12 protein-coding genes are annotated in these 14,098 nt (G+C 69.9%); 9 read left to right on the forward strand and 3 right to left on the reverse strand.

All coding sequences use genetic code 11. The annotated features are described in order from the left end of the window. Nucleotides 1–191: 191 nt before the first annotated feature. Entirely contained in the window at nucleotides 192–1,418 is a 1,227-nt protein-coding gene (locus KQY30_RS16475) for a hypothetical protein (protein WP_217307471.1), read from the reverse strand. 420 nt (nucleotides 1,419–1,838) lie between these two features. Here KQY30_RS16475 and KQY30_RS16480 point away from each other — a divergent pair, with 420 nt between their 5' ends. The 4 genes from KQY30_RS16480 (at nucleotide 1,839) to KQY30_RS16495 (ending at nucleotide 8,172) form a co-directional block, all read left to right on the forward strand. Continuing rightward, nucleotides 1,839–2,780, forward strand: coding sequence for an ABC transporter ATP-binding protein (locus KQY30_RS16480; protein WP_217307472.1), 942 nt, complete (start codon nucleotides 1,839–1,841; stop codon nucleotides 2,778–2,780). Next, complete coding sequence (locus tag KQY30_RS16485; RefSeq protein ID WP_217307473.1) at nucleotides 2,777–4,150, forward strand: ABC transporter permease; 1,374 nt, start codon at nucleotides 2,777–2,779, stop codon at nucleotides 4,148–4,150. The genes KQY30_RS16480 and KQY30_RS16485 overlap by 4 nt, the downstream gene beginning before the upstream one ends. A gap of 4 nt (nucleotides 4,151–4,154) precedes the next feature. Then, entirely contained in the window at nucleotides 4,155–6,911 is a 2,757-nt protein-coding gene (locus KQY30_RS16490) for a bifunctional YncE family protein/alkaline phosphatase family protein (RefSeq protein ID WP_217307474.1), read from the forward strand. Nucleotides 6,912–7,251: 340 nt separating this feature from the next. Next, nucleotides 7,252–8,172 carry an NADP-dependent oxidoreductase gene (locus KQY30_RS16495; RefSeq protein ID WP_217307475.1) on the forward strand — a complete coding sequence of 307 codons (921 nt, stop codon included), beginning with the start codon at nucleotides 7,252–7,254 and terminating at the stop codon, nucleotides 8,170–8,172. Nucleotides 8,173–8,402: 230 nt separating this feature from the next. Here KQY30_RS16495 and KQY30_RS16500 read toward each other — a convergent pair whose 3' ends face one another. After that, nucleotides 8,403–8,981, reverse strand: coding sequence for a TetR/AcrR family transcriptional regulator (locus tag KQY30_RS16500; protein ID WP_217307476.1), 579 nt, complete (start codon nucleotides 8,979–8,981; stop codon nucleotides 8,403–8,405). A gap of 91 nt (nucleotides 8,982–9,072) precedes the next feature. On the opposite strand from KQY30_RS16500, the gene KQY30_RS16505 reads away from it, so the two are divergent. Next, a complete protein-coding gene (locus KQY30_RS16505; protein ID WP_217307477.1) occupies nucleotides 9,073–9,519 on the forward strand; it encodes a DUF1772 domain-containing protein in 447 nt (148 codons plus the stop codon). Between the two features lie 38 nt (nucleotides 9,520–9,557). On the opposite strand, the gene KQY30_RS16510 is transcribed toward KQY30_RS16505, so the two are convergent. Next, nucleotides 9,558–10,340: a polysaccharide deacetylase family protein gene (locus KQY30_RS16510; RefSeq protein ID WP_217307478.1), complete on the reverse strand. Its 783-nt coding sequence runs from the start codon at nucleotides 10,338–10,340 to the stop codon at nucleotides 9,558–9,560. 427 nt (nucleotides 10,341–10,767) lie between these two features. Between KQY30_RS16510 and KQY30_RS16515 the strand changes: the two genes are divergently transcribed. The 4 genes from KQY30_RS16515 (at nucleotide 10,768) to KQY30_RS16530 (ending at nucleotide 13,999) form a co-directional block, all read left to right on the forward strand. After that, entirely contained in the window at nucleotides 10,768–11,739 is a 972-nt protein-coding gene (locus tag KQY30_RS16515) for a hypothetical protein (protein WP_217307479.1), read from the forward strand. A 191-nt stretch (nucleotides 11,740–11,930) separates the two neighbouring features. Continuing rightward, nucleotides 11,931–12,896 carry a helix-turn-helix domain-containing protein gene (locus tag KQY30_RS16520; protein ID WP_217307480.1) on the forward strand — a complete coding sequence of 322 codons (966 nt, stop codon included), beginning with the start codon at nucleotides 11,931–11,933 and terminating at the stop codon, nucleotides 12,894–12,896. A gap of 4 nt (nucleotides 12,897–12,900) precedes the next feature. Continuing rightward, on the forward strand, nucleotides 12,901–13,335 hold the full coding sequence (locus KQY30_RS16525; protein ID WP_217307481.1) for an SgcJ/EcaC family oxidoreductase: 435 nt from the start codon (nucleotides 12,901–12,903) through the stop codon (nucleotides 13,333–13,335). 100 nt (nucleotides 13,336–13,435) lie between these two features. After that, entirely contained in the window at nucleotides 13,436–13,999 is a 564-nt protein-coding gene (locus tag KQY30_RS16530) for a nuclear transport factor 2 family protein (RefSeq protein WP_217307482.1), read from the forward strand. Nucleotides 14,000–14,098: the final 99 nt, after the last annotated feature.

Here is a 14,098-nt window from a genome sequence, read left to right on the forward strand (position 1 = left end):
TCACGAACGTGCGTTATCAGACAGGGAAAAGGCGTACAACGGGCAAACGGAACTCACACAGGAGATGCGCGCCGGACGCAGCGGAGACCGTCACCGCCTTCGCGTACAGCGCGGGCACGGTGACGGGCGGGCACGGTGACGGGCGGAGCCGGGCTGTTGCCCCCGGGGGTTGAACGGGACGCGAACCAGGTTCAAACAGCGTCGTTCGCGAGGCTCAGCGCGGTGGCGGCGGGGGGCATTTCCTGGGCCAGCGTCCGGAGGACGGCGAGATGGGTTCTGGTGACCTCGATCCCGTAGCGGCTCAGGTGGTTCTTCAGGTGCTTGGCGTGGATGTGCTGGCCGGGGCGGTTGCCCGGGAAGAGCCAGGGGCTGCTGCGGTTGGCCTCGATGTTGCGGGGGCCCCGGCTGAGGGCGTGGTCGCGCAGGACCGGCGCGAAGGGATCGGGCACCAGGACCGGTTCCTGCGGCCGGTCGATGCTGATCCGGACTTCGTGGTTGTTCAGGGCCAGGTCGTCGATGCCGAGCGCGGTGATGTGAGCCAGGGGCCGGGCGAACAGGATCAGGATGATGAAGGCCGCGCGGTCGCGGAGGATGTAGTCGGTCGTGGGATCGAGTATGTCGCGCAGGAGTCGCAGGCGCTGGTCGTGGTCGAACGTGCCGCGTGCGGGTTTCCGCCGGCGGGCGACCTGGACGTTGTACGGCACGCTCAGGCCGCGGGGGAACGCTCCGTCCCCGGCGCCCCATGTGATGAAGGCCCGGGTGCCCTGGCGGCTCGTACTGCCCGTGGCGATCCAGGTGTCGATCTGGGCCTGGGCACATGCGGCCGGGGTGACGTCGTGGTCGCGCAGCCAGGCCAGGAAGGCCTTCGCGGAGTTGATCTCGTGCTGCGGACGGTCGACCAGACCCGGCGTCAGGGGCTCCTGGGTCGCGCGTTCCCGCAGGCGCAGGCTGTGTCCGGTGGCGAACCGGCTGATGAGTTCCCGGTCTTCCGCCGGCTCGACGGAGGCGAGGGTCCGGGAGAGCCAGGCCTCGAACTGGACCAGGTAGCGGTCGCGCTGCTCAAGGATCTTGTGCTGGACGAGCAGGTCGCGCAGGTGTGCCGCGGACTGCGGGGAGGGATGGTCGTTGAGCGATTCATGGCTGAGGGGCAGCCGGCCGGTCGCCAGATCGGCCAGCAGCGGGGAGACGTGCCGGTTGCCGACCAGCCAGACCAGCCCGGCGTCCGGACGGGGCTGGGTGCGGATGGCCTCGTGCAGGGGCAGCAGGGCAGGGGAGACCCGGCCGGTGCCGTCGTCGAGGACCTCTGTGATCCGTTCGGTGAGATGGCAACGCGGGCATATCACGCCGTCGTGGCGGTGTGCCCACCAGCGGTGCTGTTGCCCCTGGTGCCGGCAGCGGGGACAGATGAGTTCGGGCATGGCTCAATCGGTACGTCGGAGTCGCTGGAGGACGAGGTGATGCGCCACGGGTGAACTTCGGCGCAACGCTCTCGGGTCAAGCGGCGGGCGGCGGGCGGATGATCGTCATGCGTCGACGGGCAGAGGAAGTGTAGGCGGCGTGATTCCGCGCTCACCACTTTCCACGAACGACGCGGCATGGTCCAGCGCTTCCCGCCGCGATCATCGACCACAAACTGTGGCCTTTCAGGATATACGGGCGCCGGATCGCGCGGACCGGCAGGGCCACGATGCCCGTGCGCACCGAATTGTCCGGTGATGGCACCGCCACCACCCCACGGCGAAATGGCAGTTCACCGTTCTTCGTCTGTTCAACTCGGTTTCCGTCTGAATGCTCCGACACCCGCCTAGCGTCCGTGAGGGCCGTGAAGGAAGGGACTCATGGAGACACTCAACGCGATCCGGGCTCGTGGGATCACCAAGACATTTGACGATGTCGTCGCACTCGACGGCGTCGATCTGGATGTGACGCAAGGTCAGATTCACGGCCTGGTGGGCCCGAACGGTGCCGGGAAGACAACGTTGCTCGGCCTGCTGCTGGGCCTGGCCGTCGCCGACGCGGGTCAACTGGAGATCCTGGGTACACCGGTCGGGCGGGCACTCGCCGCTCCTGACGGTGTCGCCGGTTTCGTGGACGGCCCTGGTCTGTACCCGTCGCTCACCGCCAGGCAGAACCTGACCGCGCTGGCCGCGCTCCGCGGTCACGACGTACGAACGGCGGGGATCGACGACGCCCTCGACCAGGTCGGCCTCACCGCTGTCGCCGACGACAAGACCCGCGGTTTCTCGCTCGGTATGCGTCAGCGGCTCGGTCTCGCCGCCGCTCTGCTCACCAGGCCCCGGCTGCTCGTACTCGACGAGCCGTCCAACGGTCTGGACCCCGCCGGCAAGAGACACGTACACCGCGTGCTCACCCGGCTCGCGGCGGAGGGAGTGAGCGTCGTGCTCTCCAGCCACCGTATGGACGACCTCGAGGAACTGTGCTCGGAGGTCACCATCCTCGCCACCGGGCAGGTCGTCTTCTCCGGCCCGCTGAGCAAGCTGGCGGCCGAGAACCGTGAACTCGACTACCGGCTGATCATCTCCGACGCCCGGGCCGCCCGCCGCGTCGCCGCCGAGACCGCCGGGATCCAGGTCGTCGACGGCGCTCCGTCGCGGTACGACGCCGAAGCTCTCGTCGTGCGGGCGCTGGTGCCGGCCGTGGACGAACTGGTGGTGCGACTGGTCACGGCGGGCGTCGCGCTGCGCGAGCTCGCACCCGTCGTATCGCCGCTGGAGGCGGCGTTCCTCGCCCTCACCGAGCAGCAGGAGGACTCCCGATGACTGCGACCGTACCCGCGGCCCTCGTGGATCAGCCGGACGGCGGCGTCCGTCGCGTCCCGGTGTCGCGCGCCTACCGCTTCGAACTGGTCAAGCTGGTCTCGCAATGGCGGATCCGTCTGCTGGTCCTTGCCTGCTGGATCGCGCCGGGGCTGTTCGTCGTCGCGGTGAGCCAGCAGACAACGTTGCCTGTCGACACTCTCTTCGGCCGCTGGATGCAGGCCACGGGCTGGGCCGGCCCGCTGGTGACGCTCGGTTTCGCGGGCACCTGGGCCCTTCCGCTGCTGACATCGGTGGTCGCGGGCGATGTCTTCGCCGCGGAGGACCGCCTCGGCACCTGGCGCCATCTGCTGGTGGCCGTGCGGTCCCCCGGGCGGATTTTCGCAGCGAAGGTACTGGCCAGCCTCACCGTCATCCTGCTGCTGGTCGTCGGCCTGGTCGTGTCCAGCGTTCTCGGCGGGCTCGCGGCGGTGGGCAACCGTCCGCTGGTCGGCCTCGACGATCATCTGATGACGCCCGGCGGCGCCGCGGGCACCGTACTGCTCGCCTGGGCCTGTGTGCTCGCCCCGACGCTGGCCCTCGCCGGGATCGGACTTCTCGGGTCGGTCACGCTGGGGCGCTCCCCGATGGGACTGCTGCTGCCCGCGCTTGTCGGGCTCGCGATGCAACTGGCCCAGATGCTGCCGCTGTCGGCGGCCGTGCGCCTGGCCCTGCCCGGCTACGCCTTCATCGCGTGGAACGGTCTGTTCACCAGCCCGTTGCAGCTCGGCCCGCTCCTGATCGGCATCGTGGTGAGCCTGGTGTGGGCCGTGGTCGCCACGGCGCTGGCCTATCTGCTCTTCCTGCGCCGCGACTTCACCAATCTGACCGATGACGGCTTGACGCGCCGCGCGCTGACCGCCGGAGTCCTGCCGCTGGCCGGGCTGCTCGCGGTGACGATCGCGGTCCTTCCCGCGGTGACGACCGCGAGCTTCTCGGGCTCGGGCATCCAGCAGGCCAAGGTGGAGCACTCGCTGGCCACGGCGTTCGCGCATCTCTACCGGATGCAGGCCGATCAGCTCCACCGTCCCGCCGTCACCGAGGCGCAGCTCAAGTCAAGCGCCGCGTGCACCAAGGGCAATGTCGACCACGACGCCGAGGGCGCGGGCAACGACTGGCGCTGCGTCGTGTCGTGGCACCTGCCCGACAGCGAGGCCACCGGACAGGCCGTCTATCAACTCGACCTCACCGCGGACGGGCGGTTCGTCGCCGACGGCGACGGACCGAAGGAAGTCAACGGCTACTTCCTGGTGCGGACCCCTTACGGGGACACGCCGAACCCGTTGTGGCAGTTCGACAGCAACGTCGAGCTGCTTTCCATTTCGAAAGGATGATTCGATGCAGGTAGCACGTCGCCGCGTCCAGGCGGAGAGGGACGACTTCGTCTATCTCGGCAACAGACGCATTGGCCGCCGGATACCGCTCATGACGGCCGGGGTCACCGTTCTCGCCGTCGCGGCCGCCGGTACCGCTTTCGCCGCGACCGACTCCTTCGGGACGGTGCAGGTCGGCCAGACCACCACCAACGGGCAGCTCATCTCCAGCGACCAGTACCTCGCCCCCTACGGCAAGCGCATGGTCGTCAACAACGGCAAGATCATGTCGTCCACCATCAGCCCGGACGGCAAGCACATGGCCGCCACCGTCACCGACGGCGGGATGGTGCTGAACATCATCGATCTGAAGAACTACAAGATTCAGCAGGTCATCGGCAGCGGCGCCGGGGCCGACCTGAAGATCAGCGGTGGGGACGTGGGCCAGGAAGGCCCGACCTACTCGCCCGACGGCAAGCAGTTGTGGCTGGGCCGGGCCGACGGCTACACCAAGTTCACGGTGAACCCGGACGGCAGTCTGTCCGACCCGATCACCGTCTCCATCCCGGCACAGGGCTCCAAGCGCGCTCTGGCGTCCGCGGCGGTGTTCTCCGCCGACGGCTCCACGGTCTACTCCGCGGTCAACGGGCAGAACCGGGTGGTCGCCATCAACGCGGCGACCGGCGCGGTCGTACAGAGCTGGGACACGGGCAACGCCCCCCGCGGCATGGTCCAGGTCGGCGGCAAGCTCTACATCAGCAACGAGGGCGGGCGTCCGGCGGCTCCCGGCGAGGACACGATCAACTCCTACGGCACGCAGGTGCCGGCCAGCCCGGTGACGGGTGCCACCACCACCGGTACGGTCAGCGTCATCGACCTGGCCGACCCGTCCGCCGCGGCCAAGAGCATCACCGTGGGTCTGCACCCGACCGCGGTGTACGCCAGCAAGAAGACGGTGTTCGTCACCAACACCGCCGACAACACCGTCTCGGTCATCGACACCACGAAGGACAAGGTCGTCCAGACCATCTCCACCCAGCCGTGGCCCGAGGCGTCGGTCGGGTACGAGCCCAACGCGGTGACGCTCACCAGCGACAACCGTCTGCTGGTGACGCTCGGCCGGGCCAACGCGGTCGCCGTCTACAAGTACAAGTCGGCGCAGGAGCCGGTCAGTTACGTGGGCCTGCTGCCGACCGACTACTTCCCCGCGGAGATCGCGACCGTGGGCAAGGAGATCGTCGTCTCCAACACGCGTGGTATCGACGCCCGCCGTCCCACCACCGCCGCCGGGCGTGGCACCCACGACACCACCGCGAGCCTGACGCACTTCACACTGCCGGACGACAAGACCATCAAGTCCCAGACGAACAAGGTCTTCAAGCAGAACGGCTGGACCAACAACTCCGTCCAGCTCGCCAACGGCAAGGGCAAGGCCAAGCCGGTACCGGTGCCGGCGAAGATCGGTGACCCCTCGACGATCAAGCACGTGTTCCTGATCGTCAAGGAGAACCGGACCTACGACCAGGTCTTCGGCGACATCCCGCAGGGCGACGGCGACGCGACGCTGGCCCAGTTCGGCGAGAACGTCACCCCGAACCAGCACGCGCTGGCCAAGCAGTTCGGCCTGTACGACAACACGTACGACGTCGGCACGAACTCCGCCGAGGGCCACAACTGGCTGATGCAGGCCGACAACCCCGAGTACACCGAGTCCTCGGCCGGTGAGTACCTGCGCAGCTACGACACCGAGGACGACGCGCTCGGCCACCAGAAGACCGGCTTCATCTGGACCGGCGCGCAGGCCGCCGGCAAGTCGGTGCGCGACTTCGGCGAGTTCCACCAGTTCCTGACCAAGCCGTCCGGCGCGAGCTGGCAGAACCTGTACTGCGACGCCAAGGACATGAATGTGTCCGGCAAGCCGTCCGCGTACACGCTCACCTCGTCCTCGCCGATACCGTCGCTCAACGACGTGTCGGTGCCCGGCTTCCCGAAGTACGACACCAGCGTCCCGGACGTCTACCGGTCCGAGATCTGGAAGCAGGACTTCGAGAAGAACGGGCCCGCGAACCTGAACATGTTCTGGCTCTCCAGCGACCACACCGGCGGCCCGGTCAGCCCGGCCGCCCAGGTCGCGGACAACGACCTCGCGGTCGGCCGGATCGTGGACGAGATCTCACACAGCAAGTACTGGAAGGACTCGGCGATCTTCGTTGTCGAGGACGACTCCCAGGCCGGCCTCGACCACGTCGACGGCCACCGCGCGCCGGTCCAGATCATCAGCCCGTACGCCCAGCGCGGCGTCGTCGACAGCCACTACTACTCCCAGATCACCATGGTCCGGACCATCGAGCAGATCCTCGGGATCCGCCCGATGAACCAGAAGGACAGCGCGGCCACCCCGATGGCCTCGGCGTTCACCAAGAAGCCCGACCTCACCCCGTTCACCGCGCTGCCCAACCGCGTTCCGCTGACCGACGGCGTGAAGACCGTGCCGTCGTGCGGCGTGGACACCCCGGCCGCGCAGAACCCCCAGGCCGCGGCCGTGCCGGCGACGAAGGTCCCGGCGAGCATGACGGCGCTCGCGAACGAGTGGAACGACTGGAAGTCGCACCAGCGGCTGACCGGCCCCAACGCCGTGCCCGACTACGCGCCCCCCGCGCAGATGGACCACCTCACCTGGTACGAGACGCACAACTGGTCCAAGCCGTACCCGGGCGAGAGCAAGATCTACCAGCCCAAGGACGTCCCCGGCGCCTACATCCCCTCGTCGGAAACCGACTGACACTGGCTGACTCCGACTGACATCGGCTGAACTCCGGCCAGTTGTAAGGGCCCCCGGACGGCATCACCGCCGACCGGGGGCCCTTCCCTTGCATCGCCATGGGCGGAAGCCACGGGCCGGAAGACCTTCGTGGGATTCCACGGCCCGGTGGGCCGTGTTCTGGCGTGGCGCTTGTCGAATCGCCCAGTCCGGGGCCTGCTGATCGGCCCAACGTCCCCGACGTCCGGGGCGCCTTGCGGCTACGGTCGGTACGGGACGTGTGGGACCCGGTACGGGACCGGTATCCGTGCCCATGAGGTCTGCCCTCGTCCTCGAAAGCACCTACCCCCGAGGAACCCCCATGCGAGCCATCACCGTTCAGGACCGCGACGCCGGTGTCGGCGGCCTCACTCTCACGGATCTGCCTCACCCGCACGCCGCGGAGAACGACGTGGTCGTGCGCGTCCACGCCGCCGGGTTCACCCCGGGTGAGCTGTCCTGGCCCGGTACGTGGACCGACCGGTCCGGTCATGACCGTACTCCGAGCGTGCCCGGCCACGAGCTGTCCGGTGTGGTCGCCGAGCTGGGCTACGGCACCACGGGTCTGACCGTAGGCCAGCGGGTCTTCGGGCTGACGGACTGGACCCGCGACGGCTCGCTGGCCGAGTACACCGCGGTCGAGGCCCGTAACCTCGCCCCGCTCCCGGCGGACGTCGACCACGTCACGGCCGCCGCGCTGCCGATCTCGGGGCTCACCGCCTGGCAGGGCCTCTTCGACCACGGCCGCCTCACCACCGGTCAGTCCGTACTCGTCCACGGCGCCGCGGGCGGTGTCGGCTCCATCGCCGTACAGCTCGCCCGCGAGGCCGGCGCGCGGGTGATCGGCACCGGCCGGACCGGCGACCGTGACACCGTCCTCGGGCTGGGCGCCGACACCTTCGTCGACCTCCAGGCCGAGCGCCTGGAGGAGACCGGCCACGTCGACGTGGTGTTCGACGTGATCGGCGGCGAGATCCTCGACCGGTCCACCGCGCTGGTCCGTCCCGGCGGCACACTGGTCACCATCGCCCAGCCGGTCACCGTCCAGCCCGCGAACGGGCGGGCCGTCTTCTTCGTCGTCGAACCCGACCGTACGCGCCTCGCCGATCTCGCCGCGCGGCTGCGGGACGGACGGCTCACCCCGATCGTGGGATCGGTCCGGCCACTCGCCGAGGCCGCCGCGGCGTTCGCCCCCGGCAAGCGAACCCCCGGCAAGACGATCATCCGCGTCACCGAAGACTGACGTCACCGAAGGCTGACCGTGGCCCAGGGCTGACGTCCAGGGCTGATGTGGCCCAGCGCGGTCGGGCCACTGACCGCAGCTTCCGGGGCGCGTGCCCCGGCGGGGGTACGGGACCGGGGGCCCGGCGATCCACCGCTCCGCCGTGCAGGCGCGAGTGGCCGGAAGCGATGCCGCAGGCAGCCGGCGCGGCCCGAGGACCCCGGCTGCCTCCCCCGCCGGGACGGTGCGCGTCAGATCACGGCCAGCCGGTCGACCAGCAGCCGTGTCCTCCGCTCGGCGTCCCCCGGCGGCAGCCGTCCCGCCCGGCTCAGGGTCGCCAGCCCGTGCAGGGCCGCCCAGAACACCTCGGTGAACAGCGCCGGGTGGACGCCGTCCCCGGCGACCTCGCCGAGGCTCTCCAGCAGGGCGGCGAAGGCGTCCTTCAGCGGCTCCGGGGTGTCCTCCTGCGCGAACGCCAGGCCGCCGTCGAGCTGGAACATGGCGTCGTAGACCGCCGGGTTGCGTGCGGCGAAGTCGAGGTAGGCGCCGGCGAGGGCAGTGACCCGGGCGCGCGGGCCGTCCGCGGCGCGGGCAGCGGCCCTCAGCGCCGCGGCCATCTCGGCGGCGCCTTCGAGGGCGACGGCGCCGATGATCTCGCGCTTGCCACGGAAGTGGCTGTAGAGGACTGGCTGGCTGTACTCGATGCGCTCGGCGAGCCGGCGCGTGGTGACCGCGTCCCAGCCCTGCTGTTCGGCGAGTTCGCGGGCCGTCGCCAAGATGAGGCGCTCGCGGCCCGCCCGTTCGCGCTCCTTGCGTTCCTGTACCGACATGATGCGACCCTAGCACCGCTAGACAATCGAGCGGCAACAGTACTAGCGTTGCCCCGCAACCTAGCATCGCTAGATCTCAGGAGGGGTCATCATGCTCAACGCACTGGAGGTCTTCACCACCGTGGTCGTCGGCCTGATGGTGGGGGTGGAGTTCTCCGTCGCCTTCGTCATCAACCCGATCCTCGACGGACTCCCCGGCGACAACGGCCTCCGCGGCCGCACCCACGGCGCCCGGATGCTCGGCGCCGTGATGCCGTTCTGGTACATCGGCTCGCTCGTGCTCGCCGCGATCTGGGCTGTCGCCGGATGGCACCACCGCGGCGCCGGTCTCGTCGTCATCGCCGCCGCGCTGCTGATCCTGAGCGTGGTCATGTCGGTCCTGCTGCTCGTCCCGATCAACAACCGGGTCAGGACGTGGACCGCCGACGGCCTGCCGGCCGACTGGAAGCAGCAGATGAACCGCTGGGACCGCTTCCACTACGTCCGCGTCGCCGTCATCATCGCCGCCTTCGCCCTGCTGGCCGCCGCCCTCGCCTGAGCGCGCCGCCCTGCCCTGCCGGCCGCCGCCCTCGAAGTTCACCGTACGGGGAAGCCGAAGGAGTACCCCTGCTCCCTCAGCCAGGGCAGCACCTCGCTCAGCGCCGCCACGGTCTGGGAGCGGTCCCCTCCCGCGTCGTGGAAGAGGACGGTCGGCCCGTCGGAGATCTCACTCTTGACGGTGGCGACCATGGTGTCCACGCCGGGGCGCTCGAAGTCCCTGGAGTCGACGTTCCAGCCCAGCGGCCGCATCCCCCGGGACGCGGCGAGCTGCCGGCTGTACGGGGTGAAAGCACCGCCCGGGGCCCGGTAGTACTGCGGCCGGACGCCGCCGGACGCCTTGATGATCATGCGCTCGGCATCCAGGATCTGCTGGGACTGGTAGGCCTCGGACCGGGTGTCCATGGTGGTGTCGTGCGAGACCGTGTGGTTGCACAGCCGATGCCCGGCCGCCACAACCTCCTTGACCAGGTCCGGGTACGCCTGGGCCTGCGTGCCCACCATGCAGAACGTCGCCTTCGCCCCGTTGTCCTTCAGCAGTTGCAGCACCTGCGGTGTCCAGGCCGGATCCGGCCCGTCGTCGATGGTGATGTTGACGCCCCGGGCGCCGCGGTCCGAGGCGTGCGCGATGTCCGCCGCCACCTTGGCCACTTTCCGGTCCTGGGCCCGCCCGTCCGGCGCTGAGACACGCGCTTGCGGCTTGCGCCCTCCGACGGGGTCGGCCTGCGCGGTCCACACGGAGGTGGCCGCCGCCGCCACGGTCACCCCGAGCGCCGCCGCGAGAAGCCGGCCGTGCCAACCCTTTCCCTTGTGCCTCGCCATGTCCGCCCGCCCCTTCGCTGTCTCCGCCGATGCCGTGCACCGGTGAGGACATGCGAACGCCCGTACAAGATCCCTCTGTTACCGATCACGGACGAATACACAGGGGACCGGCGACAAACGCAGGAATTCCGCGACGGACGAGGGGCACGACGGACGAGGGGGCGCCACGGACGGGGGCACGACGGACGGGGGGCGCGACGGCCTCGAAAGGTATCGGCGAGGGCCGGGGACGCGGACGGAATTGCTGCCTCGGCCGCGCCTCGGTCACATTCGCTTCCGCGCCCGTAGACCACGCTCCCGAACGATCGTCGGGCACGTGTTTACGCCTGGTGCGTTCCGACGTCACGCGGGGGGTCACCACAGCGCCCCCCGTCGGCCATGCAGTGCCCCCACGGCTTCGGCGCACCCCAAGACAAGGAGGCACCACGTGAACTTCCTGAGGAACGTCGGGCGGGCGGCGAAGGCGGCCGGTGCGGCAGTCGCCGTGGCCCTGGGTCTGGGTCTGGCCCTGACCGTTGCCGTGCCGGCCCAGGCCGATCCGCCGGCCGGGACCTATCCCCCGCTCGCCGGGGTGTGCGTGGACAAGGTCACGCCCGTACTCGATGCGCTCGGCCAGGGGATCTTCGCCTGCTACGGGCCGAGCGGTTCGCCGGTCATCAAGACCCGGCCCGTCAACTGCCAGATCGCCCGCCCGAACGGATCTACGGCCGTCATCGACGCGCTGCGCGCGGACATCGACGCCGGAACGAGGTGCCTGGACTTCGCCGGGGTCACCCGCGGGCCCCTCGACGTCTCCACGCGGGACCTGAGCTGGATCCAGTTCGCCGCGGACGGAGTGACAGCGGCCGTCCGCAACGACAGCCCGCTGAGCGGCCAGCCCTTCACACTGACGATGCTCCGCCAGATCTACACATGCCAACTCGGCCAGGTGGCCGGCATCCCCGTGAACCCGCTGCTGCCGCAGCCGGGCTCCGCCAGCCGGAGCGGGTGGCTCTCCATGCTGGGTATCAGCGAGGCCCAGATCGGCGCCTGCGTCGGCACCGCCGTCTCCGAGAACAACGGCGCGGTCCTGACCGCCGCCGGTCACATCGTGCCGTTCTCGATCTCCAGTTACATCGCCCAGAGGAACGGTGTGGAGGCGGACACCCGCGGCAGGGCCGTGCTCGTGCCGGTGGACGGAGTGGCACCCGTCACCGGTCGGGGCACGTTCAACCCCGCCTTTCCCCACCGCTATCCGGTCTACGTCGTCGTCGAGACCGCACGCCTCGGGAACACGGACATCAACAGCGCCTTCGTCGGGACGGGTTCGCAGCTCTGCGGCAACCCCGCCGTCACGGAGTTCTTCGGTTTCGGCGTGCTGAGCAACTGCGGCACGGTCGCGGCTGTCGGCGAGCGCTGATCGATCAGAGGCTGCCGGGCACGGCCGTATCGGTGTCCGGCAGCCGTGCCGAGGCCCTGACCCCTGCCCCCTGCCGCCACTCCGGTCGCCCAACACCGTGTGCTGTGCGGTGAGTTCCGTCCGCCTCTTCGTACGGTGTGGCAGCGGGCGCTTGAACCGGGCGGTCACCGATCGGCCCTACCGTGGGTTCCGTGTTTACCGACATCGAAGCCTTCGGGGAGACGCTCGCGGCCAGCGGGCTGCCGCCCGTGCTCAGCAGGCGGCACGACGGCGGGGAGTTCCGGGCCGCCGTCGTGGCGCGCGACCTCGGGCCTCTCAAGCTGATCGAGCTGACCACGCCCGAGGGCGAGTGCTTCCGGGACGCCCGTAGCACCCGCGCCGCCGACGAGGAGCTGTGGCAGATCGACCTGGTGACACGGGGACGGGCGCGCGTCGAGCAGGGCCGCGGCAGCGCCGATCTCTCGTCGGCCGACCTGGTCCTCATCGATCCGGCGCGGCCGGTACGGTTCGCCAGCACCGCCTCCACCCATGTGACGATGCTGGTGCCCCGGCGGGAGCTGCGGCTCCGGCCCGGCGACGCCGCCCGCCTGGCAGGCGTACGTATCAAAGGCGACCGCGGTCCGGCGGCCCTGGTGTCCTCGTTGGCGCAGGACATGGTCCGGTCGCTGACCGGGTTCCGCGCCGGCGAGGCGGACCGGTCGGCGGCCGCGGTCATCGAGCTGGTCTCGGTGGCGCTCGAAGCCCAGCTCGGCGACGTACGCCCGGCTCCCGACGAGGCGTTGCGCGACCGCGTCCTCGGCTATATCGAGGCGCGGCTGTCCGACCGGGATCTCGCTCCGGCCGGGATCGCCGCGGCACACCACATCTCCGTACGCCGACTGCACAAGCTCTTCCAGGACCAGCCGCTGACGGTCGCGGCCCTGATCCGCCGGCGCCGCCTGGAGCGGTGCCGCGACGATCTGGCGCGCAGCGACCGGACGGTCGCGGCTGTCGCCGCGCGCTGGGGATTCGCCGATCCGGCGCATTTCAGCAGGCTGTTCAAGGCGACGTACGGCTACAACGCGGCGGCGCTGACATCCAGCAGCCGTGCGCGGACAGTCAATGCGCCCGCTGCCCGGCCCACTGAGGATGGTGACGCGCACATCGCAGAAAGGTAATCGCATGGAACAGTCGGTCGAAACGATGAGCACCATTCCGGCTCGGATGCAGGAGGCGTGGAACCGCGGGGACGTCGCCGGTTTCTTCGCCGACTTCGCCGAGGACGCCCTGTTCGCGGAGCTTGAGGGAACCGTTTACCGGAGCCGTACGGAGATGATCACGGCGCACGAAGCGCTGCTCGGCACGGTCATGAAGGGTTCCCGACTGGTACGGGGCGAGGTGCCGTTCGCCCGGATCGTCAGCCCGGGCGTCGGCGTGATCCACAACCGCGTCGGCATCCTCCTGCCGGGCGAGGAGGAGCCGCCTCCGACGCGCTTCTCCATGCAGCTCTTCGTCACGCTGTGGCGGGACGACCGCTGGGTCGTCACGGCGCTGCAGAACGCGCGCGTGCTCTCGCTGGAGGGCATGGCTGCCCTGGAGTCCCTGGCCGCGGGGTAACGGGAATCCGCTTTCGGCAACGGAAGCGGGTCATCATCCTCGTCCGCCGTCGTCACCTGACGACCACGCACATCAGCCAATGCCCTTTCCTGGGGAACCAATGAAGATCATCCGTCACTCCCTCGTCACCGCCATCACCGCCGCCGTGGCCGGCGTCGCCGGGATAACCGGTGCGGCTGCCTACAACTCCCAGCAGCCCGACCAGGCCCGGACGCCCACCCGCTCGGCCTCCGCGTCGGTCGAAAAGGCCGGCCGCCACTGGCAGCACGGGAAGCCGGCGATCGCCAACGCCTGGGAGAAGGCCTGGAACAGCGAGGACCCGAAGCGCCTGGCCGCCCTGTTCACCAGCGACGCCCGCTACAGCGACCACGCCCTCGGCCAGACCTTCCGGGGCCGCGACGGGGTCGCCCAGTGGGCGACCGTCACCAAGCAGTTCGTCAACAACGCCAACGTCCAGGTCAACAGCGCGTTCGCCGACGACGGCCAGGTGGCGATCAGTTGGACGTTCAGCGGGCACCTGGCCGGGGCACCGAAGCCGTTCTCCGTGCCTGCCGTCGCCATCCTCAAGATGCGCGGGAACAAGATCGTGACGAACGACGACTACTACAACCGCGCCGACGTGCTGAGCCAGTCCGGCCTCCCGGCCGACACCGTCTTCAACTGACGACCGCGGCCCCCGGCGGCCACGGCCCCGGCGCACGCCGCACCCCGTCGCACGCCGCGTCGCCCGACGAGGTGGCCGTCCGTCCCTCTGCCGATCGCG

Origin of the sequence: Streptomyces sp. GMY02, from assembly GCF_019056675.1 — a bacterium.
In the GTDB taxonomy this organism is placed as follows: domain Bacteria; phylum Actinomycetota; class Actinomycetes; order Streptomycetales; family Streptomycetaceae; genus Streptomyces; species Streptomyces odonnellii.